The organism is Nocardioides palaemonis, assembly GCF_018275325.1.
Lineage (GTDB): Bacteria > Actinomycetota > Actinomycetes > Propionibacteriales > Nocardioidaceae > Nocardioides > Nocardioides palaemonis.
Window position 1 is genome coordinate 1,297,584 of record NZ_JAGVQR010000001.1, and the last position, 26,048, is coordinate 1,323,631.

The window sequence follows — 26,048 nt, forward strand, 5'->3', positions numbered from 1 at the left end:
TCATCTCCCGTCCTGTGGACGGTTGGTCTGCTCGGAGAGCCAGAGCGTGAGGTCGGCGCGCCAGTAGCGGACGTGGCGGCCGACCTTGAAGCTGCGGGGGCCGCAGCCGAGGTGGCGCCAGTAGCGCAGCGTGCCCTCGGGGACGCGCAGGAGGCTGCAGGCTTCTTGGAGGGTGAGCATGTCGTCGCCGGGGCTCCGGCGAGGATTGGGTGTCTGCGGTTGGGCGGTCACGGGATGCTCCTCGCTGATGGCGGTAGTCGGGATGTGCGACGTCGGTTGGTGCGGCTCGGCCACGGACGGCATTGCCGCGTCGCGGGTGGTTGATGTCGACCAGCGTGGACGCTGAGGTTTACCGGGTCACGGTGCCGTCGGCGAGGAAGGCTGAGGGGGAAGCCTGCAAACGCGCAGGTCAGCAGGTTTCCCCAACTTTCTGGCGGAGGGGGTTGTCAGAGCCCGATTCCGGAGGGTCGAGCGGCGGTCGGGCTGCTGTGGTCGATGGGGGAAGGGTGACCGTTCGGTCGCGGAGAGTCAGGTCCGTAGCGGTCGATGGCGTCGAGTGCGAGGTAGCGCAGGTGGGCGGGGCCGAGGTCCGCGCGGTCGCGGGTGAAGACCTGGCTCCACTGCTGGCGGGCTTCGTCGAGGGTTGCGGCGACGAGGTGCGCGACGTTCGATTCTCGTCCTCGGGTCATGGCGACGTACGCCGCCGCTGCTCCGGTGGTCTCACCGATGGCGACGTGGGCGTGGTCGACGGTCTCGCCCTGTGCGCCATGGATGGTCGTGGCGTAGGCCAGTTCGACGTGGTCGCGGACGTACGCCGCTGGCAGTTGCCGGTCGATGTGTCGGTCGGGGGAGTGGACTATCAGGTCGCCGGCGGTAGTGGTTGCGGTGACGGTCCAGGTCTGCCGGTTGGTGACGCCAAGGGTTGGGTCGTTGCGGCGGGTGGCAACGCACGCTCCGACGTCGAGTTGCTCGCCGCGGTGCGTGATCACACTGACGGACCGTGAAGAGTGCTCGTGCCCCAGGTTGTTGCTGATGGCGGCGTTGAGGGCGGCGACCTGTTCGCGGGTGTCCGCGACCACGAGTGCGCCACCGGCTCCGGCCTCGGTGAGTGCGGCGGTGCGTTCGGCTTCGGAGGGGTGGACGACGATCTGGCCGCGTTCGGCGAGCTGGTCGAAGACGGCGTCGGGGTCTCGGCCGTCGCGCATGCGGAGGCTGAGGTCGGCGTAGTCGGGGTCGGTGAAGCGGTGGATGCGTTCCAGCGTGAGGACGGCGCTGGGGTGTGCGCAGGCGAGGGCGTGGTCGAGGACGCCGCCGCGACCGACGGCGGGGAGCTGGTGTCGGTCACCGAGAAGCGCGATCCGGGCACCGGCTTCGTCTGCCAGGGTCAGCAGCGCCAGGGCGTCGTCCTGGGTGACCATGCCCGCCTCGTCGACCAGCAGCAGGTCCCCGCGCCGCAGGCGCGCCTCCGGGCACGGTTCGCTGGGCTGCCGGTTCCAGTGGCCGTCGTCATCCCAGCGCCAGCCGTGCTGGTGGAGCAGCCATGCGATCGACTGGCCTGCTGCGCCTGTTTCACGTGAGGCGACGTCGGCGGCCTTTCGGGTCGGGGTCACGACCATCAGTCGGCGACCGCTCCGCGCAAGCTGCGTTCGGACCTCGGAGAGGGTGGTCGTCTTGCCGGCGCCGGCAGCGCCCTCGATGACGACCAGCGGACTCCGGCCGGTCAGGGCCGCAACCACCCGCGCCTGCTCCGGCCCCAACCGAGCCAGGGTCGCGCGGTCCATCCGAGGGTGCTGGGCATGCTCGGAGCGTCGCATGAGCCGTTCGAGGATCTGGGTCTCGACGGCGAGCACCGCTGGTGAGGTCAACGCGCGTACGTGTTCGGGGACGTCGGGACGCAGCAGCAGGGAGGTGCAGCAGGCGGACGCGCGTTCGGTGAGGTCCTCGGCGAGCTCGAGCCGGACGCCAGGGGTGGTGACGACGCCGGACTGAGCGATCAGGGTCTCGACCTGCCCTCGGATGTCGGCGGTATTCCAGGCGGACCGTCTTGCACCCAGGCGCGCGAGCACGAGTTCGGCCGCCCGGTCGCGGTCGATGTCCGAGATCGACGCCGCCTTCAACGGGGCAGCGGCGATCGGGTCTCGGTATCCGAGCGCGTGCAGGTCCATATTCCACCCCTGGATCACTTGGGTGCCGTCAGTCGGGACGGCCTTGTCGGGTCGGGCTTCGGCCCACGCACGCCGGTCCCAGACCTCCCGCAGCTGCGGTCGTGGCTCCTCGCCGGGGTGCTCGGACCGCCAGGCGGCTTCGTACCGGTCGGCGTTGGCCCGGATCTGGGCGCTGCGGGCGCTGAACGCGCCCGAGAACGGTTCGAGCTCCTTAATCTCGCCGGACTCGGGGTCGACCGTGAAGCCGGCGTCGGCGAGCGCGGTGCGGAGCTCGGGGTCGGTGGCGACGGCGGCGTGGCCGATCCCGTTGATGGCCTCGATCATGTCGCGCACCCCGACCGAGTGGAGCCCGCGCCATCGGCCGGCCGCGAAGACACGGGCGTTGATCTGGAGGTGCAGGTGGCGGTGCGGGTCGCCAGCGCGAGACGTGTAGTGCCGGATCACGGCTGCCTCGAGCTGCTCGACAGGTACCTGCACCTGGCGTCCGCGTGGCCCGATCCGGGTGGTGGCGTGTGCGGTGAGGTAGGCGATGATCTGCTCGGCGGCACGATCTTGTGCGGCATCCAGCGCGGCGGAGACCTCGGGATGCAGAGCGGCAGCGAGGGACCAGGTCTTGGGCCCGTTGATGGTGACCTCGACGAACCGCAGCCCGTTGGCGTCCGTGCGTAGGCGTCCCTTCGGCTCGCCGGTCTCGACGTCCATACCCGCGACCCAGATCTCGTAGGCGGCGCCGTCGAGGTTCGGTCGTCTGGTGACTCTGCTCAGACCGTCCGGGGAGCGCGCGCCCGTGAACCGCTTCGCGATGCCGGCGCCTTCGGCCAGGTAGTAGTCGTCGTAGCGGGCGCAGTCCTGCTCGACGTAGGTACGCGCGGCCTTCGGGGTGCCGCGGTAGAACTTCACGCCACCATGCACCGAAGTCACCGTCCTCGACGTCGTCCGTCGACAACCAACGGACCCCCAGAAATGCCGCGTGGGCCGCTCCAACTGGAGCGACCCATCTACGGACCTTCGTAGCATGCGTGCCGCTTGGTAGGTAGGGGTTGGAAGCCGGCGACGAGAGAAAGGAGGGGTCAGATTGTGGGTGCTGGGGCTGTCCGGTGGTGTTCAACGTTCTGGGACAGTCCGGGCATTCTGGAGGACTGGGCTGAGCGGCTTGCCGGTCAAAGCGGTGTCGGGCGTGGGTCGTGGGACGACGCGGGGCTCAGCCTCGAGCCCAGAACTTCGGACCGCCCGGAAGGAGAAGCCAACGGGCGGTGACGACGGATGCGTCTCCCGACGAGACCTCCTCGAGCCTGCGCAGTAGCCAGCTCAACAACGCGCAGTCGACGGAGTAGGGCCACTCTGCAACGAGTGGCTGGCCGAGCTCGTGCCACGGTCCCAGTTCCATGTCGTCGATCGCGCTCGGAAGATCGCCGTGGACTGCCTCCTCACCCCCATAGACCACGGCGTCGTGGATCCTTCGCATCAACTGCATCGCGGCGCTGAACAACTCGTCCTCGTCGAACGTGGTGAAGAGCTCAAGCTGCTCGTCAAGTGTCATGGCGCCATCACAGGCAAATGTGTTTGTGTTCGCTCGCCATACGGTCGCTAGTTGTGAATGGAGTCCACTTCGCGTGCACATTGGCTCGCGAGTGAACGGCAGGGGCGGACGTCCGGATCTGGCACCAGATGCGGTCTCAGCGGCCGCGCTGAAAGAGTGGCAGCATCGGCGCGTGGCTCCTGTATCGCGTCGCGTGGCGCGACGGATTGAGCAAGACTTCAACCCGGACGTCGCAGAGACTGTCACCCGGGTTGTCGCACGTACTTCGCGGTCCGAGAGGGTGCAAGCAGCGATCGTGCTTGCCGCCGACGGCGACGCGCGGGAAGTTTTTCTGTTGTCAGGTCGGTGGTGCGACGCCGATGTTTCGCAGTTCGGGGGTGGTGCGGAGCTGGTCGGCTGTCAGTGGTGGCGGGTTCTGGCGCAGGGTGTCAAGGGTCATGATCGCGCTTGCGAAGTCTGCTCGGGCGGCTGCGAGGACGTGTGGGTCGGTCCAGTCCGGCCAGGGGCTGTTGAAGTCGCTGACGTAGTGAGGATCCGGATGGAGCCAAGGCATGGGGTCGACCGCAGTGACGAGGTATCGGTCGTGTGCGAGGTCTCGAATGTTCCAACGCTCGGCGGGCAGCGTGGTCTTCGCGAGCTGGCTGGTGGTGAGGACCTGGGCGACGCCGGCATCGAAGACGTAGTCGGGTTCAAGGTGCTTGAAGGTGTGCGGGTGGGTCACGTCGTCGAAGAACGGGGTCTTCGGGAAGATCCGCGCTGTCATGCTGATGGCAATCATCTGGATGCCTAGCTCGCGGATCAGCGCGTACGCGAGGTCTGGCGCGAGTCGGGTGGCAAGGTCGGTGAGCGAGTCCAGCTGTTCAGCGCGCGGCTGGTCGGGGTCGTAGTCGCAGACGATGACCTCGGACTCGGCAAACCGCACTTGTCGTCTGGTGCGCCGGTCGGGACTGGTGGCACTGATCCCGAGGAGTGGTTCATCGCGAAGTGCCCGGGTGAGGTACGGGACCAGCGCGTCCGGGGTCGCTTCGATTGTCGCGGTGGTGTGGATCAGGACCGTCCCCTGGACATGGGTGACCCAGTCGACGAGCGCTGTGATGACGCGACGGTGTCGTGCTTCGTCGACCCATGAGCCGCGGTTTCCCGGGTGCTTGCGCCAGTCATCGAAGGCGGCGTACATGGCGTCGGTGTCGTTGAGGGGGCTGAGCAGCATGCCCAAGGCGGGAAGTGCGTTGTTGCCGAAGGGGGAGTCGTCCTTGAACGTCTTGGCCGGAACCAGCCGGCCGGTGATGCCGCGCGAGGCGAGGTCGGCGGCAAGGTGGTCGAGCATCAACGGCAGTGCCTTGGCGGGTTCGCAGTCCCGTACCCGCGCGATCGGTCCTGCCGGGGTGGGGACGGCCCCGTCGAGGGAGATGTAGGCCTCGTCGCGGTGCTCGTACTCGAGCAGCTCCTCGGTGACGGCGTTGGTCGCCGCCTGCAGTGCGTCCAATGCCGTGTGCGGGTCTTGGTCGGCCATCAGCAGCAGGTGCTGGTCGCCGCCAACGAACCCGGCGCGCTTGAAGGCCGAGAGCGTGTAGGTGACGCCTGGCTGGTCGGTGGTCACGAGAAGGCTCCGGTCGCGTTTGGTGAAAGTTTTGCGGCAACTGTAGAGGTCCCCCTAGGGTCGGACCGCATCATCCCGTCAGGGATCGGTTGACTAGGGGGAGTCATCGTGTTGCTGCTGGGTTGTCATGGTGTCGTGACGCGTTCCGTCGTGCTAGCGATCGTCCTGACCGGAGTGCACACGTTGGCTCTGCCGCCGACTGCCACGAACATGGCGAATGCAGCAACTACCGCGACCGAGCCCTGCAGCACCGATCGCACTCAGCCCGGCTGCTCAGGCAAGAACTACCGTCCGGCCTGGAGCAGGTAAATGAACTTAGCGAGAACTCGTCGTTCAACTACGAGCTGGCAGAAGGAGTTGCAGCCGGATTCAACAAGGTGAGTGTGCCTGGCGTGCGGCGCGACCTCTCGGACCCGGATGACCCGCGTCTGACGCGTGCGCGACTGGCACGAGATTGCCTCACGCCGGAAAGCCTTGCGTCGATCTCGGTGTACTTGTGGTACCAGTGCGGGTCGGGTCCGGGGCGCGGCGTCGAGGCCATCGCTCAGGCCCGGTTCATTGCTGCCAACAACGATGACGAACGCCTCGGGCACGTCTCGCCGAACATTCAATGGGAAGTTCAGACCTCGGCAGGAACAGCAGACATCGTCCTCTATCCCGTGCAGAACCCCGTGGAATCGTCGTACCCGGCAACGGACGGCCCTGCTGAGGTGATCGAGGTAAAGCAGGAGGGGACCAAGAGTGAAGTAGAGACGCAGAGTCAGGCGAACCGCTATCGCCTTGCACTGACTTCACGTCGAGGACTTGCGGAATTTCGGAACTTTGCGGCTCATCCGTACTCCGACACGTTCAAGATCCTGCACCGGCGCGGCGGTCAGGGCTTACAAGTCGGGGACACTCGATGTGTCGGTGCTGAAGCGATGTTGGCCACGTATGACGCCAAGGGACTGGGCGGTGTTCCCGGTGTGTTGTGGGTGACCGAGGACAAGGACGAGCGCCAATGCCTTGATGCCGAGGCAGCCGAAGCACCATTCAAGGAGGCCCTCGCCGGCATCGAAGTTGAGCGACTTGAGAAGGCGGCCGCGGTTGAAGCGGAGGGCTTCAATGGCTCTATCGACGAGCTGATCGAAGTACTCGCACAGATGATGCAACGCGATCTTGCGAGGATCCTACGGAACCACGCCGGCCTGTTGACCGCACGTCAGGAGGTCCTCCATCTGACAGCTCGTCAGGTCTACATTCTCGCGCAGAACACAGAGATCCTCCTCCGGAACCTCGTCCGCCGCGAAGGCGCGGCAGTCGGAGGGGCTCGGGTCGTCACGACACTCGAAGGCAACCTGCTCTCGGCATTGAACGCAAGCGCCAAGGTCGGCGCCCGCGGTGGCCCTGGAATGTCGGCGGCCGTGGTCGCGAACTTCAGCGCCGTCGAGGCTCGTACTGCCGCAGCGGCGGCAGCGCGGGCACCCTTCACCAATGCCATGGTGGGAGCCCTTGAACGCGCGCTCCTGCGTCACCAAGCGTTCGTGCGATTCGCGGGGCTCGCAGCACGCTACGTGGGTATCGGGGTACCGATCGTCGGGTGGGTAATGACGGCGTGGTCTGCCTGGGAAATGTATCAGCTCGCGCGTGACTCGACCGAGATCGTGTCTTGGGGTGATCCGCACCTGGTGACCTTGGACAAGCGAACCTACGACCTGCAGGCCGTAGGTGAGTTCACTCTGGCGGCGAACAAGGCAGCGACCTTCGAGGTCCAAGGCCGATACGTCTCGCTGCCGGGCCGCCAGGCCTCGGTCATGGACGCCCTGGCAGTGCGGACCGGCGAGAACACGTTCGAGATCGACGTCCGCGGGCGTCTGCTCGTCGACGGCGAAGAGACGACCATGGACGAGCTGGACTCGGTCGTGCTCGACGACGGGTCGGTCCTGTTCCGCAAGAACGGCGAGTACGGAATCGTCACCGACGAGGACATCACGCTGCTCTTCGATACCCGTGATGCCACCCTGCGGATGGGCGACCCCAACCATCAGATCAGTGGCGGGTTGCTGGGCAGCCACGACGGCGACCCGGGCAACGACATCGCCTCTTCGAGCGGTGTGGTCTACGACAATGCCACCCCGGGACAGATCCACGGGCCGTTCGCGAATTCGTGGCGTGTCACGGACGAGTCCAGTCTGTTCACCTACGCCGAAAGCGAGTCGACCACAACATTCACGGATCTCTCCCATCCCGACAACATCGTGACGGCCGCGGACTTCGCGCCGGTTGACATCGAGTCCGCGACCGACTCGTGCCGCAACGCTGGGGTGGAGATGGGTCCGCAGTTCGACGACTGTGTCTTCGACTTGCTGGTCACCGGGCAGACCGACTGGGCCGACGTCGCAGCCGGCGTCACCGGTGACCTGAGCGACCCCAACACCAGGCAGTTCGACCCTGCCGGCGTGCTGGTCGAGGACTTCGACGCCACGGTGGCACCCAACTTCGCGCACCCGTTGTACCTCGACGACCCCGCGACCAGCCGGGTGGCCGGCCCCTTGTATGACCGGTCCAAGTACGGGTTCTACGTCGTGGACGTTCCTCGCCACGAGGACGTGAGCATGTCTCTGCGCCTGGTGGCGTACGGGGATGTCGATTCCGATCCCGAGGTGCAGAGCGTCGACGTCATCGTCGACGGCCGCGCGCTGGGCACGGCAGAGCTCGAAGGGACCGCCCCGGCATGGTCGGGACCCGGCACCTTCACTGTGGCCGACAGCGGGAGCACGGCTGAGGGTCGCCCGTTCCGGATCTACGAGTTGAGCGCGCCGCTGGACAACTTCGGAGACGCCGTCAAGGTCAGGCTCTCCACCCGCGGTTTCACCGGAGCCAACGGGCTTGCAGCGGGTCTGGACCAGGTCGCTCTGACGCTCATCACCACGCCGAGCCAACCGCACGCGATCTCACTCCCGGTAGAGATCAGCGACGGCATTCCGACCACGGGTGCCGGCAACATCGAGACCCGTGGCGGCCAGGACGAGTACCAGTTCTCGGCGGCTGAAGGTTCGTCTGTGTATGTCGCCAAGCGTGACGTCGGCACCGGGATCAAGACGATCCTCCTCGACTCGTCTGGCACGAGGATCCCCGCAACCGGTCAAGACGACCGGCATGAGCGTTTTGACGAGCTGTCTGCGGGGACCTACACCCTCGCCGTTCGTGCCACCACGGGCCCAACTGAGTACAAGATCGGCCTCAGCCCAGTTCCCGAGGACGCTACCGCCGTCTACCAGGTCGGCGGCACCGCGGCGAAGGTCACCACCACTGCCCCGGGTCAAGAAGCGTGGGTCGTCGTCCCTGCCGTGCAGGGCCAGCAGTTGATGCTGCAAATCTTCGATTCCACGTTCGCCGAGGGGACGCAGTGGACGCTGATTCGTCCAAGCGGCGCACCGCTGCTCAGCCGCGACACCACCGCGGACACGGGACTATTCACAGTTACTGAAACCGGAGACTGGCGAATCCAGATCCGTCCCCGCGGGCCCTCCACCGGATCAGTCAAGATCGCAGGGTGGGAACTGCCGGCCACCGATACCTACGCTCGCCATCAACTCGATGATCCGGTGCGGGTTGTCGAGACGACGGCGCCGGGGCAGAACGCGGTGGTGACGTTCCACGGCGAGGCTGGGCAGCGGGTGCAGATGAAGACGACGGAGTCGACCTATGGGTCGGACCGGTTGCAGTGGCGCCTGATCCGTCCTGACGGTAGGGGGCTGGTCGATCGGTGGGACAACCAGCTGCTCGACACCACCACGCTGGACCAGACGGGTACCTGGCGGGTGGAGTTCAACCCCTCGTACGAGGTGACCGGGTCGGTGAAGTGGCGTGCCTGGACGGTGCCCGCGGATGTCGAGGCCAGCGCGGCGCTCGATGATCCGGTGCGGGTTGTCGAGACGACGGCGCCGGGGCAGAACGCGGTGGTGACGTTCCACGGCGAGGCTGGGCAGCGGGTGCAGATGAAGACCACGGAGTCGACCTATGGGTCGGACCGGTTGCAGTGGCGCCTGATCCGTCCTGACGGTAGGGGGCTGGTCGATCGGTGGGACAACCAGCTGCTCGACACCACCACGCTGGACCAGACGGGTACCTGGCGGGTGGAGTTCAACCCCTCGTACGAGGTGACCGGGTCGGTGAAGTGGCGTGCCTGGACGGTGCCCGCGGATGTCGAGGCCAGCGCGGCGCTCGATGATCCGGTGCGGGTTGTCGAGACGACGGCGCCGGGGCAGAACGCGGTGGTGACGTTCCACGGCGAGGCCGGGCAGCGGGTGCAGATGAAGACCACGGAGTCGACCTATGGGTCGGACCGGTTGCAGTGGCGCCTGATCCGTCCCGACGGTAGGGGGCTGGTCGATCGGTGGGACAACCAGCTGCTCGACACCACGACCCTGGACCAGACGGGTACCTGGCGGGTGGAGTTCAACCCCTCGTACGAGGTGACCGGGTCGGTGAAGTGGCGTGCCTGGACGGTGCCCGCGGATGTCGAGGCCAGCGCGGCGCTCGATGATCCGGTGCGGGTTGTCGAGACGACGGCGCCGGGGCAGAACGCGGTGGTGACGTTCCACGGCGAGGCTGGGCAGCGGGTGCAGATGAAGACCACGGAGTCGACCTATGGGTCGGACCGGTTGCAGTGGCGCCTGATCCGTCCTGACGGTAGGGGGCTGGTCGATCGGTGGGACAACCAGCTGCTCGACACCACGACCCTGGACCACACGGGTACCTGGCGGGTGGAGTTCAACCCCTCGTACGAGGTGACCGGGTCGGTGAAGTGGCGTGCCTGGACGGTCCCCGACTGACGTCTAGTCCCGACGGGACATTGGACCAGTCCGCATGCAGTCAGCAAGGAGTTCGGCCGAGACCGACGATCACCGACGAGGTTCAATAACTCGGAGAACGCGTTTCCGCCGGTTAGACGGGAGTTCCGGTGCTACCCCGCTCGGATAAGCGACACCCGAAAACCCGCATGATCACTCCGCTTCAACGTTCGACGCCGGGTTTCAGACGACCGCGAGGTTGCGTAGCTTCTCGGGCCTTCTGCGACTTGACTAGTTCCGCCTCGCGCCGCTTCAGCGGCGAAAGGCGGTGGTCTCGCAGGGCTGGCGCGCGACAACGAGCAGACTGCGGCGACCTACTCACCTGCAGCCCGCCGTCGTGCTGAGTAGGGTCAGGTGCTATAGGGCCGAGGCGCCCGGACTCTCAGAGTCAGTGTCAGAGTCTGCTTGGGCAACATTGGGGCAACACAAGGTCCGAGAACTGCCCCAAACGGCCAACGGCGCCCAATCTCACATGGTCCTTCTGACCTGCGGTTTCACCGATTTCCAACGTCGCCCGAGGAGGCCCAGATCCCTCTCTCAAGGCGGTAGCGCCGGTTCGAATCCGGTCGGGGGTACAGCACAGAGAAGCGGCCCTGACCAGCGAAAACGCTGGGAGGGGCCGCTTCTTCGTTGTCGTGCGACACAGCCTGGCAGCGCACGTGCTGATCGGTCACACGTGTCCGACGTGTCGCCCTCCGCCCATCAGGTCGCGGGCCAGAATCGCGGACACGTGTACGACGCCGGCGCCCCGCCGCCGCACGTGCGGCGATTCTCGCCCTCGCCGACGGCCACGCGGGGCCACCTCCACCGCACGTGCGCTGCCGTGCCGCATCCGCCGGCCAGCAGCACCACGCCCGCCACCCCGACGGTCGGCACCGTCACTGCGGGCGGCGCATGTCGAACCGGTTGCCGGTGTCGATCCCGAAGTAGGCCGTCGGTCCGCCCGCCCGCAGGATCGGCTGCGCCCGGACGGTGTCGTAGACACCGTCGACCAGCAGGTCCTCGTCGATGTGCACGCCGACCACCTCACCGACCGTGAACCACGAGCCGCTGGCCTCGCCCGTCGCGGTCTGCAGCTCGATGATCTGGGTGACCCGGCACTCGAAGGTCACCGGCGCCGCGGCAACGCGAGGCGCATCGACCTCGACCGAGGCGACGGCCTCGAGCCCGGCCGCCTCGAACTCGTCGACGTCCTCATCGGTGGACGTCGCGTTCATCTGCTCGGCCAGCGAGCGGGTGGCGAGGTTCCAGGTGAACTCGCCCGTCGCCTCCGCGTTGGCCACCGTCCCCTTCCAGCCGATGCTGCTGAACCCCACCAGTGGCGGGACGTAGTTCAGGGCGTTGAAGAAGCTGTACGGCGCCAGGTTGCGACGGCCGTGCGCATCGAGCGTCGCGATCCAGCCGATCGGGCGCGGGGCGACGATCGAGTTGAAGGGGTCGTGTCGCAGCCGGTGGCCGTCCGCAGGGCGGTAGAAGTGTTCGCTCACCTGGCCATGACATCAGAGCGTGCCTCGTCGTCGGTACGGGCAGGCGGAGCGTGAGGGGGATCCCGAGGCCCGGGAATACCCCTCACGCACCGCTCGGGGGCTCAGGCGGGCGGCTTCACCGCCAGCACCGCGCAGTCGGCGCCGAGCAGGATGCGCTGCGCGACGCTGCCCATCAGCAGCTTGCCGACGGGGGAGCGGCGCCGCAGGCCGATGACGACGAGGTCGGCGCCGACCTCGCCCGCCACCGCCAGCACCTGGTCGCCGACGTCGGCGCCCATCGAGCGGCGTACGTCGACCTCCAGGCCGCTGTCCGCGAGTCCGGCGGTCAGCCGGTCGAGCTGGTTCTCGTCGGCGTAGCGCTCGTCGACCAGGGCGTCGCCGCGCGTGGCGTTGACCACCACGACCCGCCCCTCGCGCAGCCGCGCCTCCTCGACCGCACGCCGCAGCGCGGCCTCGCCGAACTCGTCCGGGCTCCAGCCCACCACGATCGTGGTCATCGCACGCTCTCTTCCTCGTCGGTACGGACGTCCTGCTCGGTGGCGACCGCGGCCGGTGCGGGGCGCACCCTCCGCAGCACCTGGGGCGCGACCACGGCGAGGACGACGAGCACGTAGATCGCCACGGCCAGCGGCTCGCTCCACAGGCCGGAGACCTCGCCGCCGGAGATCGCCATCGCCTCACGCAGCTTGAGCTCCATCAGCGGGCCCAGGATGACGCCGAGGATCAGCGGCAGCACTGGGAGCGCGAAGCGGCGCATCGCCAGGCCCAGCAGGCCGAGCAGCACCAGCAGGAACAGGTCGAAGGCCTGCAGGTTGGTGGCGTAGGCCCCGAGCGCGGCGAAGAACAGGATGCCGGCGTAGAGCTGGGGGCGGGGGATCCGCAGCAGCTTGGCCCAGACCGGCGCCAGCGGCAGGTTGAGCACCAGCAGCAGGGCGTTGCCGATCAGCAGGCTGGCGAGCAGCGCCCAGACGAGCTCGGGCTGGTCGTTCATCAGGCTGGGTCCCGGCTCGATGCCGTAGCCCTGGAGGGCCGCGAGCATCACCGCGGACGTCGCCGTCACCGGCAGGCCGAGGGCCAGCAGCGGCACGAACGTGCCGGCGGCGGAGGCGTTGTTGGCCGCCTCGGGGCCGGCGACGCCCTCGATCGCGCCCTGGCCGAACTCGTCCTGGCCCTTGCGTGCGGAGAGCCGCTTCTCGGTGATGTAGGACAGGAACGTCGGGATCTCCGCGCCGCCGGCCGGCAGCGCGCCGAACGGGAAGCCGTACGCCGTGCCGCGCAGCCACGGACCCCAGGAGCGGCGCCAGTCGGAGCGGTCCATCCACGGGCGTCCGACCGGGATCACTCGGACCGGGCTGCGGCGCAGGTGGGCGGCGACCCAGAGTGCCTCCCCGAGGGCGAAGATGCCCACCGCGACCACGACCACGTCGATCCGGTCCGCCAGCAGCGGCTGGTCGAAGCTGAGCCGCGGCTGGCCGGTGTTGAGGTCGAGCCCGACGAGGCCGATCGTGAGGCCGAGGAACAGGGCGACGAAGCCGCGCAGCGGCGAGCCGCCGAGCACGCTGGTCACCATGATCATCGCGAGCACCATGAGCGCGAAGTAGGACGGCGCGCCGATCTCGACGGCCACCGACGCCAGCGCCGGGGCGAAGAACACCACGAGCAGGGTGCCGATGGTGCCGGCGATGAAGGAGCCGATGGCCGCCGTGGCGAGCGCCTGGGCGGCGCGGCCGGCTCGGGCCATCAGGTTGCCCTCGAGCGCGGTCATCACCGACGCCGACTCCCCGGGGGTGTTGAGCAGGATCGAGGTGGTCGATCCGCCGTACATGCCGCCGTAGTAGATGCCGGCGAACATGATGAACGCCGGGATCGGGTCGAGCCCGTAGGTCACGGGCAGCAGCAGCGCCACCGCCATGGCCGGGCCGATGCCCGGCAGCACGCCGACGAAGGTGCCGAGGAGCACGCCGATCGCGGCGAAGAGCAGGTTCTGCGGGGTGAGGACGGCGCCGAAGCCGTCCATCAGCAGGGAGAGGTTGTCCATCACAGCACCCCGTCCAGGATCCCGGCCGGCAGGATCACGCCGAGGCCCTCGTGGAAGGCGTACCAGCTGCCGACGGACAGCACGAGGCCGACGAGGACGTCACGTACGAGCGTGCGGCTGCCGAGCGACCACGCCGACCCGGCGAACAGGATCGCGCCGCTGATCGCCCAGCCGAGGAAGGACACCGTCAGGACGGTGACCATCAGCACCCCGACCAGCTTGAGCACGGTGACCCAGTCGGCGGGCTGCCGCAGGTCGACGTCCTCGCCTCCCTCGGCCTCGGGCACGTCGCCGCGGAGGGTGACGAGGGCGAGCAGCACGCCGAGCAGCACGGTGCCCGTGCCGATGACGTAGGGGAAGACGCGCGGGCCGACCGGGTCGCCGAATCCGATCCGCAGCGTCGTGGCGTCGTAGAAGGTGTAGGCGCCGACCAGCACGAGCGCGGCGGCGAGACCGAGCTGGGCGAGGTCGCGCTCGGGCGGCGCGGTGCCGTCCGTGGACGTGGGGCGGGTGTCGAGTGGTGTGCTCACAGCAGGTCCAGCTCCTCGAGGGTGGTGGCGACGCGCTCGTCCTGCTCCACGAGGAACTGGGTGAAGTCGTCGCCGGTCTTGAACTCGTCGATCCAGCCGTTGTCCTCGAGGGCCTGGCGCCACTCGGGGGTGTCGTGCATCTCCTCGAGCATCGCGATCAGCTCGTCGCGCCGCTCCTCGGAGATGCCGGGCGGGGCGAAGACGCCGCGCCAGTTGGTGAAGACCAGGTCGATGCCCGACTCGGTCAGCGTGGGCGACTCGCTGATGCCCTCACCCTTCAGCCGCTCCTCGCCGGAGACGGCCAGCAGCCGCAGCTCGCCGGAGGACAGCTGGCCGGTGAACTCGCCGACGCCGGAGAAGCCGACGTCGATCTTCTTGCCGAGCAGCGCGCTGGTGAGCGGCCCGCCGCCGTCGTACGGCACGTAGCGCACGTCGCGGGGCTCGACACCGATCGCGCTGGCGAGCTGCATCGGGAACAGGTGGTCCGGGCCACCGGGCGACGACCCGCCGCCGACGACGATCGAGCCGGGGTCCTTCTTCCACGCCGCGACAAGGTCGTCGATGGTCACGTAGGGCGAGTCCGACGGGACGAGCACGCCCTCCTGGTCCTCGATCAGCTGGGCCAGGGGAGTGGCGTCGTCGAGCTTGTAGGGGGCGCCGAAGGAGTAGAGCGACCCGACGACGCCGAGCCCGGCGGTCATCATGGTGCGCTCGTCGCCCTCGGCGTTCATCAGCCGCGTCATCGCCACCGAGCCGCCGGCACCGATGACGTTGGTGACCTCGAAGGAGCCGCCGGTGATGTCACCGTGGTCCATCACGGCGACGGCCGCGCGGCCGGTCTGGTCGTAGCCACCGCCGGGGCTGTTGGGGATCAGCATCGTGAGGTCCCGGCTCTGGTCGCCGCGGGTCACCCCGCAGCCGGTCGCCAGCACCAGCGCGCTGCCGAGCGCCACCGCGGTGGCGATGGCCCTCGTCGTCCTTCGGCGCCTCATGCGCCCTCCGATCTGTAGGGGGATCTCTCGGGGGTTCGGGGACGGTCCGCGCACGGACCCGTCCAGACGATGGTGGAGACTGCCTGTGGTGCTCGTCACGCTTGGGAAAGCAATGGAGGTTGTGGAACTTGTGGTCACGCTCGCGGTGGTGGCCGGCGACGCTCGCCGGCCAGTTCCTGGTGCTCCAGGTGAGCGTGATGCTGGTCGTCGTGGTGGTGGCGAGCGTGGTCTCGGTGCAGCAGAGCGACGCCGACTTCCGCGCCACCCAGGGCGCACGGCTGCGGGAGGCGGCGGAGAGCCTCGCCAACACGAAGTTCATCCGGCTGTCCTTCCGCACCGGCACGGTCGCCGAGAACCGGGCGTCGCTGGCCACCATCACCCAGCAGGCCCGTTACAGCGCGCAGGCGAGCGGGGCCTACCTCGCCGATCCCGACGGGACTGTGCAGGTCAGCAGCGACTTCGCCGGCCGCGGCGAGCGGCTCGACCTCCTCGGGAGCGCGACGCAGCGCCTCCGCCCCTGGACCGGTGACGTCGACGACTTCGGCACCCCGTCCATCGCCGCCCAGGTGCCGATCATCAACCGTGGGGGAGACCTCGTCGGCATCGCGATGGTGGCCGAGGAGTACCCGACGTGGGGCGAGCGGGCGCGGGGGGTCCTGCCCGACCTCCTGCCCGTCGCCGGCCTGGGTCTCGCGCTGGGGATGGCGGGGTCGTTCCTGCTGTCCCGCCTGATCCGACGGCGTACGCGCGGGCTGGAGCCGGCCGCGATCGCCGCGCTGGCCGACCAGCGCGAGGCCCTGCTCCACTCGATCCGCGAGGGCGTGGTGGCGGTGTCCGACGACGGCACGGTCACCGTGCTCAGCGACAGCGCGCGCGAGCTGTTGTCGCTGACGGGTGACGTCGAGGGCCAGCGCGTCGACGACCTCGACCTCGACCCGGCGGTGCACGACCTGCTCGCCGACCCGGCCGAGATCCGCGACCAAGTGGTGGTGCTCGGCGAGCGGGTGCTGGTCGTCAACCGCAACCCGGTCGTGGAGCGGGGGAGGAGGGTCGCGTCCGTCACCACCCTGCGCGACCGCACCGAGCTGCTCGCTCTGCAGAGCGAGCTCAGCGCGCGCCAGTCGATCACGAACACGCTGCGCGCGCAGACCCACGAGTTCCACAACCAGCTGCACACCATCTCCGGGCTCGTGCAGCTCGGGGAGTACGACGAGGTGTCGCGGCTGGTCGGCACCCTCAGCCGTCGCCGCCGCGAGATCTCCGACGCCGTGCTCGCGCACGTCGGGGACCCGGCGGTCGCGGCGCTCCTGATCGCCAAGACCAGCCTGGCCGCCGAGCGCGGCATCGACCTGCGTGTCGGCGCCGGGAGCCACCTGCCCCGCCTAGACCCGGAGGCGTCCACCGACGTCGGCACGGTGCTGGGCAACCTGGTCGACAACGCCGTGGACGCGTCGGTGTCGGTGGGCGGCACCGCCGTCGAGGTCGGGCTGGCGCTCGACGAGGACGTCGTGCACCTGACCGTGAGCGACACGGGTCCCGGGGTCCCGGCCGAGCGGGTCGGCGAGATCTTCCGCCGCGGGTGGAGCACCAAGACGTCGCCGGCCGAGGGACGGGGTGTCGGACTGGCGCTGGTGCAGGTCGTCTGCGAGCGTCGGGGCGGCGCCGTGACCGTGGGTCGCGGCGCCGACGGCGGCGCCGTGTTCGAGGCCCGCCTGCCCGGCGCCGAGGTGGCACCGGAGCCGGTGTCCGGGAGGGAGGCGCGATGAGCGAGCTCGACGTGCTCGTCGTCGACGACGACTTCATGGTCGCCCGCATCCACACCCAGTTCGTCGACCGCACGCCCGGCTTCCGCGTCGTCGGCGTCTCCAGCACCGGGCAGGCCGCCCTCGACGACGTGGCGCGGCTGCGCCCCGACCTGGTGCTCCTCGACGTGCACCTGCCCGACATCACCGGCATCGACGTGCTGCGCCGGTTGCGCGCGAGCGGCGACGACGTCGGCGTGCTGGTCGTCACGGCCGCCCGCGAGGCCGACACGGTGCGCGCGGCAGCTGCCGGGGGAGCCGCCCACTACCTCGTGAAGCCCTTCGACTACGACGACCTGCGGGTGCGGCTGGAGTCGTTCCGGGCGGCGCACGTCGCGCTCGCCTCGGGGGCGCCGCGCCAGGACGACATCGACGCCGTCTTCGGTGCCGCGACGTCGGCGCCGACGGCGGCGCTGCCCAAGGGACTCAGCCCCGAGACCGCCGACGCCGTCGAGACGGCGCTGGCCGAGCGGGGCGAGCTCTCCGCGACCGAGTGCGCCGAGGCCGTCGGGATCTCCCGGGTCTCCGCCCGCCGCTACCTCGAGCACTTCGTGGCGCGCGGCAACGTCACGGTCCGCCTGCAGTACGGCGGCGCCGGGCGACCCGAGCGCCGCTACCGACGGGCCTGACCGGGTCGGGTCTGCTCAGGTGCGGCGCGGGTCGCCGACGACGACGTCGCTCACGGTGACGTCGACCACGGGGCGCGTACCCGCCCCGAGCAGCGCCACGGCCACCGACTCGACCGCGAGGCGCGCCTCCTCGGCCGCCGCAGTGAGCACCGTGCCGTAGGCGCACACGATGTCGACCTCGACCTGCGTCAGCCGGTCGTCGTCACCGATCGTCAGGTCGATGCGCTCGGCGGTCAGGTCCGGGCGCTCGCGCAGGACGTCGCGCAGCGCGCCGCGCAGCACGCGTGAGGCGACGTAGGTCCGCGACCCGTGGGCGTCCTGGTCGGTCGTGCCGTCACCCTCGACCACCACCACGGGTCGGGAGGGAGTGATCGTGGCCCGGATCTTCTGCTTCACCGAGTCCGAGACGCTCTGCCAGTCGTCGGGCTCCTCCGCACGCGCGGCCTCTACGGCTCGCTCGAGGGGGCCGGTGGGACTCAACGCCATCGTGCCATCCTCTCTGCAAGTTGGCGCCGGCCGCGGTGCAGCTGTCCGCGCACGCTGCCGACGGTGGTGCCCAGTGCCTGGGCGATCTCGTCGTACCCCAAGCCCTCGACCTCACGCAGGAGCCAGGCGGCACGCTGGTTCCACGGTAGTTCATCCAGCGCCTGCTGCAAGGCCTCGAGCAGCTCGCCGTCCAGGAGGTCCTGCAGGGGGTTGTCGTCGGCGGCCCGCACCATCCGCGAGAGCAGCTCGTCGTCGATGGGGGTCGGGCGGCGGTGCCGGTTGAGGTCGACGGCGCGGCGGTGGACGAGGCGGAAGAGCCAGGTGCGCAGCGACGACTCGCCGCGGAACGTCTCCAGGCCGCGCCACGCGGAGATGAACGCCTCCTGCACGGCCTCAGCGGCGTCGGCGTCGCTGCCGCCCACCAAGCGCCGGGCGTAGCGCAGCATGCCCGGTCCGTAGCGGTCGACGATCTCCCCGAACGCGTCCTCGTCGCCCAGCCGCGCGGCGCGCACGAGGGCGGCGTCGGTGGTCTCGGGGAGGTCATCGGTGGACACACGGCGAGTCTGCCGGGGCTGCGCAAGGGATCTCACCCCCTCGGGTGGCGGTGACGGGGGTCACAGCGATTGGGCGTGACGATCGCTGCGCTGGGCGCGACCAACACTCGTACCGGCTCACAGCGGGTCGGAGAAGGAAGGAACGGAGAGACCATGTCCGAGAAGCAGCAGACCTCCACCGCGACCCCCGCCACCACCGGCACCGGGGCGCTCGTGTCCGAGCAGGGCAAGACCTCCATCGCCGACACCGTCGTCTCCAAGATCGCCGGCATCGCCGCCCGCGAGATCTCCGGCGTGCACGACCTCGGCGGTGGCGCCGCCCGCGCCGTCGGTGCGATCCGCGAGCGCATCCCGGGCTCGCGCACCAACCTCAGCCAGGGTGTCGCCGTCGAGGTGGGTGAGCACCAGGCCGCCGTCGACCTCGACATCGTGGCCGAGTACGGCGTCGCCATCGCCGACCTCGCCGCCGCCATCCGGCGCAACGTCGTCGACGCGGTCGAGCGGATGACCGGCCTCGAGGTGACCGAGGTCAACATCACCGTGCACGACGTGTTCCTCGAGTCCGACGAGGACGAGACCGAGGAGCAGACGACGCGTGTCCAGTGACGACGACCGCCGACTGACCACGGTCGTCCCGCTCGACTCGCAGGACGAGAAGCCGGCCGAGACCGCCGACCGGGTCGCAGCCTCCGTGCTCGCGGTCCCCGGCGTGCACGACCTGCACGGCGGCGTGCTCGGGGAGGTGGCCACCTACCTCCCCGGCCGCCGGGTCAACGGCGTGCGCCTGCGAGACGGCGAGACCCAGATCCACCTCGTGCTGGCCTGGGACGCGCCCGTGGCGATCACCACCGCCGCGGTGCGCGACCAGGTCGCCGCGATCGTCCCCGGCGCGGTCCACGTGACCGTCGAGGACGTGGCGGCCCCGTCCGCCGGGCCCGTCCAGGTCCCGACCCCCAGGAGCTGACAGCACCATGCGTCCCACATCCACCGACGACGACCGGGAGCGTCGCGCCGCACGGCGCGCCGCCCTGCGCGCCACGCACCCCGACCTCGGGGGAGACGTGGACGACTTCATCGCGGTGATGCGGACCTTCGAACGTCCGAAGGCCGCTCCGACTGCCGCGGCGCCCGCAGGGGGTGCGGGCGCCGCGGCCCGGGTCTCCGGGCCCCGACCGACCATCACGACCACCCGCCGCTCGCGGATGGCCCGCAGCGCCCGGCGCTCCCGTCGCCGGTTCGCCTCGCTGGCACGGCGCCGCCTCCGCGGCTGGCCCGTCCGGCACTACGCCCACCTGATCGAGGAGACTTCATGACCACCTCCACCGTCGGCCTCGTCGCCGGCCTCCTGCTCACCCTGGCCATCACCACCGGTGGCTTCACCGGACTGCTGCTCGCAGTCGTCCTCGGCGCCGTCGGCTACGCCGTCGGCGGCCACGTCGACGGTGAGATCGACCTCCGCGCCCTGCTGCGGGGACGTCGTGAGTGAGACCACCCTCCCCCCGACCCCGACGTCGGTCGTGGCGGAGACGGCAGGGGGACACGAGACGTCCACCGACACAGGGCTCGCGCCTGCCGAGGCCCGTGGTGGCCTCCAGGTCAAGGCGCACGCCCTGCGCCACATCGTCGAGGCCGCCGCCCTCGAGGTGCCGCGCGTCCAGGCCACCGACGGCGCGCTCGGCGGTGTCCGCTCGGGCACCCCGCACGCCTCGGTCACCGTCCGCGGCACCACCGCGCGGGTCGAGCTCGAGGTCGCCTGCACCTGGCCGGCTCCGGTGAGCCAGGTCGCGGCCGACGTCCGCGACCGCGTGCTCCTGCGCGCGGCCCAGCTCAGCGGCGTACGCATCGCCTCCGTCGACGTCACCGTCACGGTGGCCGGAACCGACGACAGGAGGACCTCGTGACCAGCCACACCGACCGGGTGCTCGCGCGCCCGCCTGCCCTGCGCCACCGCTCCGTCCCGCTCGCCGTGCTCTACGGCGTGCTGCTCGTGGCCGTCGCCGTGGTCGCCGTCCGTGACCTGGCGGTCAGCCAGGGCTGGGCCCAGGGAGACCCGTGGCTCGCAGCTGCCGTCCGCTCGCTCGACGGTCTCGAGGCGGACACCGCGACGCTGGTCGTCGGCACCGTCGTCGGCCTCGTGGGGCTGGTGCTCCTCGTGATCGGGCTCAGCCCGGCCCAGCGACGCTACGTCCGCGCCACCGAGGCGACCCAGCTGTGGTCGACCCCGGCCGCCATCGGCGAGGTGTCGCGCACCGCCGCCGACCGCGCCCCCGGCGTGCTCGCCGCGCGGGTGACGCGTGCCGGCCGCCGCCGGATCGTGCTCCAGGTGACCACCCGGGGCGACGCCGCCCGTGACGACGTGAGCCTCTCGGGTGCCCGCGAGGTCGCGACCGCACCGGCCACCGCGCTGGGCGCCCGCCGCATCGACGTACGACTTGCCGAGGAGGACTCATGACCACCCGACGCACCCGCTCGATCGACCGTCTCGCCACCGTCGTGGTCGGTCTGGCGCTGCTCGCCGCCGGCCTGCTGGCGTGGGAGTGGCGACTCGACCTGACCGGCTGGTTCCAGCAGACGCTGCGCACGAACGGCGCCGACGGCGTCCTCGACAGCAGCTGGTTCCCCTGGGCCGAGGCCGCCGTCGGCGTGCTCCTCGGTGTGGTCGGACTGGCGTGGCTCCTGGCCCACCTGCCCCGCCCCACCCGGGGCCGCAGCCGGATCGACGGCTCCGACGCCACCGGTCGTCTCGAGGTCGAGGTCGCCCCGCTGGCCAGGACCCTCGCCGACCGCTGGGCCGAGCTCGCGCCCGTCACCGGCGTGCGCGGTCGGACCGCCCCGGACGCGAACGACCTCGTCGAGCTCGTCGGCCACGTCGACGTCGAGGCCGACGCCGACGCGCTGCTCGTCGGCACGGAGCAGCTCGAGACCGAGGTGGAGCAGGCATTCCCCGACGGCAGCGTCCGCGTGCGGTTCCTGCTCCAGGGGCCCGGCCGCCAGCCGCGCACCCGACGTACGACCGACATCACCGTGGACGCCTGACGGCGTCCGCACACCGCCCGGCCGCCGTGTCCGTTTTCCGCTGGTACGGCGACCGGGCGATTGTCATGATCGGAGCATGACACCGACCGGACACCTCGACCCGGACTCCTGCTACCGGGCCGTGCAGAGCCGGGACCGGCGCTTCGACGGCGTGTTCTACACCGCCGTCAGCACCACCGGCATCTACTGCCGTCCCTCGTGCCCGGCCCGCACCCCGGCCGCCCGCAACGTCACCTTCCACGCCACCGCGGCCAGCGCCCACGCCGCCGGCTACCGCGCCTGCAAGCGGTGCCTGCCCGACGCGACGCCCGGCAGCCCGGAGTGGGACGTCGCCGCGGACGTCGCGGGCCGGGCGATGCGACTGATCGCCGACGGACTCGTCGACCGCGAAGGCGTCGACGGACTGGCCCGTCGGGTCGGCTACACGCCGCGCCACCTCGGTCGGCTGCTGACCCAGGAGCTCGGTGCCGCGCCGCTCGCGCTGGCCCGCGCGCGCCGGGCGCAGAGCGCGCGGGTGCTCATCGAGACCACCGACCTCCCGCTCACCGACGTCGCCTTCGCGGCCGGCTTCACGAGCGTGCGGCAGTTCAACGAGACGCTGCGCGAGATCTACGCCGCCTCACCGTCCGAGCTGCGCGGGCGTCGCGGCGGCACCGACTCCCACGGCACCGTGACGATGCGCCTCCCGGTCCGCACGCCGTTCGCCGGCGCCCGCCTGCTCGACTTCCTCGCCTTCCACGTCGTGCCGGGTGTGGAGGCCGCCGGCCCCGGGTGGTACGCCCGCACGCTCGACCTGCCGCACGCGCCCGGGACCGTACGCCTCGAGCTCGTCGACCTGCCCGAGCCCGGCACCGGCTTCGTCACCGCCGAGTTCCGGCTGCAGGACCTGCGCGACACGGCCGCCGCGAGCGAGCGGGTGCGCCGGCTGCTCGATGCCGACTGCGACCCCCGCGCCGTCGACGAGCACCTGCGTCCCGACCCGGTCCTCGGCCCGCTCGTCCGGGCCACGCCCGGGCTCCGGGTGCCGGGGCAGGTCGACGGCGACGAGACCGCGTTCCGCACGGTCGTCGGGCAGCAGGTCAGCGTCACCGGTGCGCGCACCGTCGGCGGTCGGATCGTCGCCGCCCACGGGCGCCCCGTCGAGACCGGGATCCCGGGCCTGACCCACCTGTTTCCCGACGCGACGACCCTGGCCGCGGTCGATCCGGAGACGATGCCGATGCCGCGGGCGCGCGGGCGGGCCATGGTCGGCCTCGCGGCCGCGCTGGCCGAGGAGCGGGTCGTGCTGGACCGCGGGCCCGACCGCGACGACGTGCGTCGCGCGCTGCTCGAGCTCCCGGGCATCGGCCCCTGGACGGCCGACTACGTCGCGATGCGTGCCCTCGGGCACCCCGACGTCTTCCTGCCCACCGACCTCGCCGTGAAGAAGGTGCTCGCCGGCCTCGGCGGCACCGTGGAGGACGCCGAGCGCTGGCGTCCGTGGCGCTCGTACGCCCTCATGCACCTGTGGAACACGCTGATGCCCGCGACCGGGCCGGAGGCACCGACTGTGGAGGATGACTGACATGTGGACCGTGATGCCCTCGCCCATCGGCGACCTGCGGATCGTGGAGCGTGACGGCGCGATCGTCGCGATCGAGTTCTCGCCGTTCCAGCCGCCGGTCGACGGACGGCCGCTGGGGGAGCGCGCAGACGACGCCCCCGTGCTGGCCGAGGCGGTGCGCCAGCTGACCGCGTATTTCGACGGCGGGCTCACCGCGTTCGACCTGCCGCTCGCGCCGGTCGGCACCGACTTCCAGCAGCGGGTGTGGCGCCAGCTCTCCCAGATCGGCTACGGGGAGACCGCGTCCTACGGCGAGATCGCCGGCCGGCTCGGGATGACCAACGCCGCGTCCCGCGCCGTCGGCCTGGCCAACGGGCGCAACCCGATCCCGATCGTCGTGCCCTGCCACCGCGTGATCGGCGCCAACGGCACCCTCACCGGCTACGCCGGCGGCCTCGAGCGCAAGCAGCAGCTGCTCGAGCTCGAGCAGGATGCCTTGTTCTGAGCGGATCGCGAAGCGATTCGCTCAGAGATGCGCAGCGGCGCCAGCCCGGTCAGTCGGCGGCGGCGCGGCGCAGCGACTCCGACAGCCGGTCGGCCGCGGCGAGCACGGCAGGCGCGTGCATCCGGCCGGGCTGGCGGGACAGGCGCTCGAGCGGGCCGGAGACCGACACCGCGGCGATCACCTTGCCGCCGGGGGAGCGGACCGGGGCGGACACCGAGGCGACGCCCTGCTCGCGCTCGCCGACCGACTGCGACCAGCCCCGGCGGCGGATGCCGGAGAGGGCGGTGGCCGAGAACGCGGCGTGCTGGAGGCCGCGGTGCATGCGCTCCGGGTCCTCCCAGGCGAGCAGGATCTGCGCGGCGGACCCGGCGTTCATGGTGAGCTGCGAGCCCACGGGGATGGTGTCGCGCAGGCCGGACGGTCGCTCGGCAGCCGCGACGCAGACGCGGTGCTCGCCCTGGCGGCGCCACAGCTGGGCGGACTCGCCGGTGATGTCGCGCAGCCGCGCGAGCACCGGGCCGGCGGCGGCCAGCAGGCGGTCCTCGCCAGCGGCGGCGGACAGCTCGGCCAGGCGGGGTCCGAGGACGAAGCGCCCCTGCATGTCGCGGGCGACGAGACGGTGGTGCTCGAGGGCGACGGCGAGCCGGTGCGCGGTGGGCCGCGCGAGTCCGGTCCCTGCCACGAGGCCGGCGAGCGTGGCCGGTCCCGCCTCCAGAGCGGCGAGCACGAGGGCCGCCTTGTCGAGCACGCCGACGCCAGATCCGTTGTCCATATTCCGATATTCTCATCTCAGCCAGTGGGATGCAAGATGTACCGTCGTCCCACAGCCCGAGGTGAAGGAGAGTGCGTGATGGGCAAGACCCTGTCGGAGAAGGTGTGGGACGAGCACGTCGTCCGCAGCGCGGCCGGAGAGCCCGACCTGCTCTACATCGACCTCCACCTGCTGCACGAGGTCACCTCGCCGCAGGCGTTCGACGGGCTCCGCCTCGCCAACCGCACCGTCCGGCGCCCGGACCTCACCCTCGCCACCGAGGACCACAACGTCCCGACGGTCGACTGGGACAAGCCGATCGCCGACCCGGTGAGCCGCACGCAGGTCGAGACGCTCCGCAAGAACTGCGCCGACTTCGGCGTCCGGCTGCACCCGCTCGGCGACGTCGAGCAGGGCATCGTCCACGTCGTCGGACCGCAGCTCGGGCTCACGCAGCCCGGCATGACGATCGTGTGCGGCGACTCGCACACCTCCACCCACGGCGCGTTCGGCGCGATCGCCTTCGGCATCGGCACGTCCGAGGTCGAGCACGTGCTCGCCACCCAGACGCTGACCCAGGCGCGGCCCAGGACGATGGCCGTGACCGTCAACGGCAGCCTGCCCGAGGGCGTCACGGCCAAGGACCTCGTCCTCACGCTGATCACCCACACCGGCACCGGCGGCGGTCAGGGCTACGTCGTGGAGTACCGCGGCCAGGCCATCGAGGAGCTCTCGATGGAGGGCCGGATGACGGTCTGCAACATGTCGATCGAGTGGGGCGCCAAGGCCGGGATGATCGCGCCGGACCAGACGACCTTCGACTACATCGAGGGCAAGCCCGAGGCGCCGAAGGGCGCGGACTGGGACGCCGCCGTCGCGCACTGGAAGACCCTGCGCACCGACGACGACGCCGTCTTCGACGAGGAAATCGTGCTCGACGCCTCCACGATGACGCCGTTCGTCACGTGGGGCACCAACCCCGGGCAGGGCGCGCCACTGGGCGCCACCGTCCCGAGCCCGGACGACTTCGACGAGCCCAACGACAAGGTGGCGACGGAGAAGGCCCTGCAGTACATGGGTCTCGAGGCCGGCACCCCGCTGCGCGAGGTCAAGGTCGACACCGTCTTCGTCGGCTCGTGCACCAACGGCCGGATCGAGGACCTGCGACTGGCGGCCTCCATCCTCGAGGGTCGGCACGTCGCCGACGACACCCGCCTGCTCGTGGTGCCCGGCTCGGTGCGCGTACGCCTCCAGGCCGAGGCGGAGGGACTCGACAAGGTCTTCCTCGCCGCCGGCGCCGAGTGGCGCGGCGCGGGCTGCTCGATGTGCCTGGGCATGAACCCCGACCAGCTCGCGCCCGGTGAGCGCAGTGCCTCGACGTCGAACCGCAACTTCGAGGGACGCCAGGGCAAGGGCGGTCGTACGCACCTCGTGTCCGTGCCGGTCGCGGCCGCCACCGCCGTGCGCGGCACCCTCTCCTCGCCCGCCGACCTCACGCCACTCGGTGGTTGAGGTGCGAGCGCAGCGATCCTCGAAACCACTTCGGACCAGGAGC

25 protein-coding genes are annotated in these 26,048 nt (G+C 70.5%); 13 read left to right on the top strand and 12 right to left on the bottom strand.

The window, feature by feature from the left end:
- The 4 genes from KDN32_RS06340 to KDN32_RS06355 form a co-directional block, all read right to left on the bottom strand.
- Nucleotides 1-231 carry a helix-turn-helix domain-containing protein gene (locus tag KDN32_RS06340; protein ID WP_307853774.1) on the bottom strand — a complete coding sequence of 77 codons (231 nt, stop codon included), beginning with the start codon at nt 229-231 and terminating at the stop codon, nt 1-3.
- 215 nt (nt 232-446) lie between these two features.
- Nucleotides 447-3,065, bottom strand: coding sequence for a MobF family relaxase (mobF, locus tag KDN32_RS06345; RefSeq protein WP_372446476.1), 2,619 nt, complete (start codon nt 3,063-3,065; stop codon nt 447-449).
- A 301-nt stretch (nt 3,066-3,366) separates the two neighbouring features.
- Nucleotides 3,367-3,705, bottom strand: coding sequence for a hypothetical protein (locus KDN32_RS06350; RefSeq protein ID WP_211731207.1), 339 nt, complete (start codon nt 3,703-3,705; stop codon nt 3,367-3,369).
- A gap of 337 nt (nt 3,706-4,042) precedes the next feature.
- Complete coding sequence (locus KDN32_RS06355; protein WP_211731208.1) at nt 4,043-5,305, bottom strand: hypothetical protein; 1,263 nt, start codon at nt 5,303-5,305, stop codon at nt 4,043-4,045.
- A gap of 392 nt (nt 5,306-5,697) precedes the next feature.
- Here KDN32_RS06355 and KDN32_RS06360 point away from each other — a divergent pair, with 392 nt between their 5' ends.
- Nucleotides 5,698-10,122 (top strand): VWD domain-containing protein, encoded by a 4,425-nt coding sequence (locus KDN32_RS06360; RefSeq protein WP_211731209.1) that lies wholly within the window; start codon nt 5,698-5,700, stop codon nt 10,120-10,122.
- 896 nt (nt 10,123-11,018) lie between these two features.
- Here the strand turns inward: KDN32_RS06360 and KDN32_RS06365 are convergent.
- The 5 genes from KDN32_RS06365 to KDN32_RS06385 form a co-directional block, all read right to left on the bottom strand.
- A complete protein-coding gene (locus tag KDN32_RS06365) occupies nt 11,019-11,627 on the bottom strand; it encodes a flavin reductase family protein (protein WP_211731210.1) in 609 nt (202 codons plus the stop codon).
- A gap of 101 nt (nt 11,628-11,728) precedes the next feature.
- Nucleotides 11,729-12,124 (bottom strand): universal stress protein, encoded by a 396-nt coding sequence (locus KDN32_RS06370; RefSeq protein ID WP_211731211.1) that lies wholly within the window; start codon nt 12,122-12,124, stop codon nt 11,729-11,731.
- Nucleotides 12,121-13,665 (bottom strand): tripartite tricarboxylate transporter permease, encoded by a 1,545-nt coding sequence (locus KDN32_RS06375; protein ID WP_211731212.1) that lies wholly within the window; start codon nt 13,663-13,665, stop codon nt 12,121-12,123. Before KDN32_RS06375 ends, KDN32_RS06370 begins: the two co-directional genes overlap by 4 nt.
- Entirely contained in the window at nt 13,665-14,195 is a 531-nt protein-coding gene (locus tag KDN32_RS22825; protein ID WP_211731213.1) for a tripartite tricarboxylate transporter TctB family protein, read from the bottom strand. Before KDN32_RS22825 ends, KDN32_RS06375 begins: the two co-directional genes overlap by 1 nt.
- A complete protein-coding gene (locus KDN32_RS06385; protein ID WP_211731214.1) occupies nt 14,192-15,187 on the bottom strand; it encodes a Bug family tripartite tricarboxylate transporter substrate binding protein in 996 nt (331 codons plus the stop codon). Before KDN32_RS06385 ends, KDN32_RS22825 begins: the two co-directional genes overlap by 4 nt.
- Before the next feature lie 128 nt (nt 15,188-15,315).
- Between KDN32_RS06385 and KDN32_RS06390 the strand changes: the two genes are divergently transcribed.
- On the top strand, nt 15,316-16,953 hold the full coding sequence (locus tag KDN32_RS06390) for a sensor histidine kinase (RefSeq protein WP_211731215.1): 1,638 nt from the start codon (nt 15,316-15,318) through the stop codon (nt 16,951-16,953).
- On the top strand, nt 16,950-17,618 hold the full coding sequence (locus KDN32_RS06395; RefSeq protein WP_211731216.1) for a response regulator: 669 nt from the start codon (nt 16,950-16,952) through the stop codon (nt 17,616-17,618). Before KDN32_RS06390 ends, KDN32_RS06395 begins: the two co-directional genes overlap by 4 nt.
- A 15-nt stretch (nt 17,619-17,633) precedes the next feature.
- Here the strand turns inward: KDN32_RS06395 and KDN32_RS06400 are convergent, their stop codons facing one another.
- Together KDN32_RS06400 and KDN32_RS06405 are read right to left on the bottom strand one after the other, a co-directional pair.
- Nucleotides 17,634-18,104 carry a hypothetical protein gene (locus KDN32_RS06400; RefSeq protein ID WP_211731217.1) on the bottom strand — a complete coding sequence of 157 codons (471 nt, stop codon included), beginning with the start codon at nt 18,102-18,104 and terminating at the stop codon, nt 17,634-17,636.
- Nucleotides 18,095-18,658: an RNA polymerase sigma factor gene (locus KDN32_RS06405; RefSeq protein ID WP_211731218.1), complete on the bottom strand. Its 564-nt coding sequence runs from the start codon at nt 18,656-18,658 to the stop codon at nt 18,095-18,097. Before KDN32_RS06405 ends, KDN32_RS06400 begins: the two co-directional genes overlap by 10 nt.
- Nucleotides 18,659-18,811: 153 nt before the next feature.
- Here KDN32_RS06405 and KDN32_RS06410 point away from each other — a divergent pair, with 153 nt between their 5' ends.
- The 9 genes from KDN32_RS06410 (at nt 18,812) to KDN32_RS06450 (ending at nt 23,742) form a co-directional block, all read left to right on the top strand.
- Entirely contained in the window at nt 18,812-19,264 is a 453-nt protein-coding gene (locus KDN32_RS06410; RefSeq protein WP_211731219.1) for an Asp23/Gls24 family envelope stress response protein, read from the top strand.
- Nucleotides 19,254-19,622 (top strand): hypothetical protein, encoded by a 369-nt coding sequence (locus KDN32_RS06415; protein ID WP_307853777.1) that lies wholly within the window; start codon nt 19,254-19,256, stop codon nt 19,620-19,622. Before KDN32_RS06410 ends, KDN32_RS06415 begins: the two co-directional genes overlap by 11 nt.
- 7 nt (nt 19,623-19,629) lie before the next feature.
- A complete protein-coding gene (locus KDN32_RS06420; protein ID WP_211731220.1) occupies nt 19,630-19,971 on the top strand; it encodes a hypothetical protein in 342 nt (113 codons plus the stop codon).
- Nucleotides 19,968-20,144: a DUF2273 domain-containing protein gene (locus tag KDN32_RS06425; RefSeq protein ID WP_211731221.1), complete on the top strand. Its 177-nt coding sequence runs from the start codon at nt 19,968-19,970 to the stop codon at nt 20,142-20,144. Before KDN32_RS06420 ends, KDN32_RS06425 begins: the two co-directional genes overlap by 4 nt.
- A complete protein-coding gene (locus tag KDN32_RS06430) occupies nt 20,137-20,559 on the top strand; it encodes an Asp23/Gls24 family envelope stress response protein (RefSeq protein ID WP_211731222.1) in 423 nt (140 codons plus the stop codon). Before KDN32_RS06425 ends, KDN32_RS06430 begins: the two co-directional genes overlap by 8 nt.
- On the top strand, nt 20,556-21,110 hold the full coding sequence (locus KDN32_RS06435) for a hypothetical protein (protein WP_211731223.1): 555 nt from the start codon (nt 20,556-20,558) through the stop codon (nt 21,108-21,110). Before KDN32_RS06430 ends, KDN32_RS06435 begins: the two co-directional genes overlap by 4 nt.
- Entirely contained in the window at nt 21,107-21,694 is a 588-nt protein-coding gene (locus tag KDN32_RS06440) for a hypothetical protein (protein WP_211731224.1), read from the top strand. Before KDN32_RS06435 ends, KDN32_RS06440 begins: the two co-directional genes overlap by 4 nt.
- A gap of 76 nt (nt 21,695-21,770) precedes the next feature.
- Nucleotides 21,771-23,258 carry a DNA-3-methyladenine glycosylase 2 family protein gene (locus KDN32_RS06445; protein WP_211731225.1) on the top strand — a complete coding sequence of 496 codons (1,488 nt, stop codon included), beginning with the start codon at nt 21,771-21,773 and terminating at the stop codon, nt 23,256-23,258.
- Nucleotide 23,259: 1 nt separating this feature from the next.
- On the top strand, nt 23,260-23,742 hold the full coding sequence (locus KDN32_RS06450; RefSeq protein WP_211731226.1) for a methylated-DNA--[protein]-cysteine S-methyltransferase: 483 nt from the start codon (nt 23,260-23,262) through the stop codon (nt 23,740-23,742).
- 49 nt (nt 23,743-23,791) lie between these two features.
- Here the strand turns inward: KDN32_RS06450 and KDN32_RS06455 are convergent, their stop codons facing one another.
- On the bottom strand, nt 23,792-24,514 hold the full coding sequence (locus KDN32_RS06455; protein ID WP_211731227.1) for an IclR family transcriptional regulator: 723 nt from the start codon (nt 24,512-24,514) through the stop codon (nt 23,792-23,794).
- Nucleotides 24,515-24,592: 78 nt separating this feature from the next.
- Here KDN32_RS06455 and leuC point away from each other — a divergent pair, with 78 nt between their 5' ends.
- A complete protein-coding gene (gene leuC / locus KDN32_RS06460) occupies nt 24,593-26,005 on the top strand; it encodes a 3-isopropylmalate dehydratase large subunit (RefSeq protein WP_211731228.1) in 1,413 nt (470 codons plus the stop codon).
- The last annotated feature ends 43 nt before the right edge of the window (nt 26,006-26,048 follow it).

What these genes read in the sequence shown, in the direction of transcription:
- KDN32_RS06440 (WP_211731224.1), top strand. Translation starts at nt 21,107, where the DNA reads ATGACCACCCGACGCACCCGCTCGATCGACCGTCTCGCCACCGTCGTG.
- KDN32_RS06375 (WP_211731212.1), bottom strand. Translation starts at nt 13,665, where the DNA reads ATGGACAACCTCTCCCTGCTGATGGACGGCTTCGGCGCCGTCCTCACC.
- KDN32_RS06450 (WP_211731226.1), top strand. Translation starts at nt 23,260, where the DNA reads ATGTGGACCGTGATGCCCTCGCCCATCGGCGACCTGCGGATCGTGGAG.
- KDN32_RS06400 (WP_211731217.1), bottom strand. Translation starts at nt 18,104, where the DNA reads ATGGCGTTGAGTCCCACCGGCCCCCTCGAGCGAGCCGTAGAGGCCGCG.
- KDN32_RS06420 (WP_211731220.1), top strand. Translation starts at nt 19,630, where the DNA reads ATGCGTCCCACATCCACCGACGACGACCGGGAGCGTCGCGCCGCACGG.
- KDN32_RS06350 (WP_211731207.1), bottom strand. Translation starts at nt 3,705, where the DNA reads ATGACACTTGACGAGCAGCTTGAGCTCTTCACCACGTTCGACGAGGAC.
- KDN32_RS06395 (WP_211731216.1), top strand. Translation starts at nt 16,950, where the DNA reads ATGAGCGAGCTCGACGTGCTCGTCGTCGACGACGACTTCATGGTCGCC.
- KDN32_RS06385 (WP_211731214.1), bottom strand. Translation starts at nt 15,187, where the DNA reads ATGAGGCGCCGAAGGACGACGAGGGCCATCGCCACCGCGGTGGCGCTC.
- KDN32_RS06425 (WP_211731221.1), top strand. Translation starts at nt 19,968, where the DNA reads ATGACCACCTCCACCGTCGGCCTCGTCGCCGGCCTCCTGCTCACCCTG.
- KDN32_RS06445 (WP_211731225.1), top strand. Translation starts at nt 21,771, where the DNA reads ATGACACCGACCGGACACCTCGACCCGGACTCCTGCTACCGGGCCGTG.
- leuC (WP_211731228.1), top strand. Translation starts at nt 24,593, where the DNA reads ATGGGCAAGACCCTGTCGGAGAAGGTGTGGGACGAGCACGTCGTCCGC.
- KDN32_RS06370 (WP_211731211.1), bottom strand. Translation starts at nt 12,124, where the DNA reads ATGACCACGATCGTGGTGGGCTGGAGCCCGGACGAGTTCGGCGAGGCC.
- KDN32_RS06410 (WP_211731219.1), top strand. Translation starts at nt 18,812, where the DNA reads ATGTCCGAGAAGCAGCAGACCTCCACCGCGACCCCCGCCACCACCGGC.
- KDN32_RS06455 (WP_211731227.1), bottom strand. Translation starts at nt 24,514, where the DNA reads ATGGACAACGGATCTGGCGTCGGCGTGCTCGACAAGGCGGCCCTCGTG.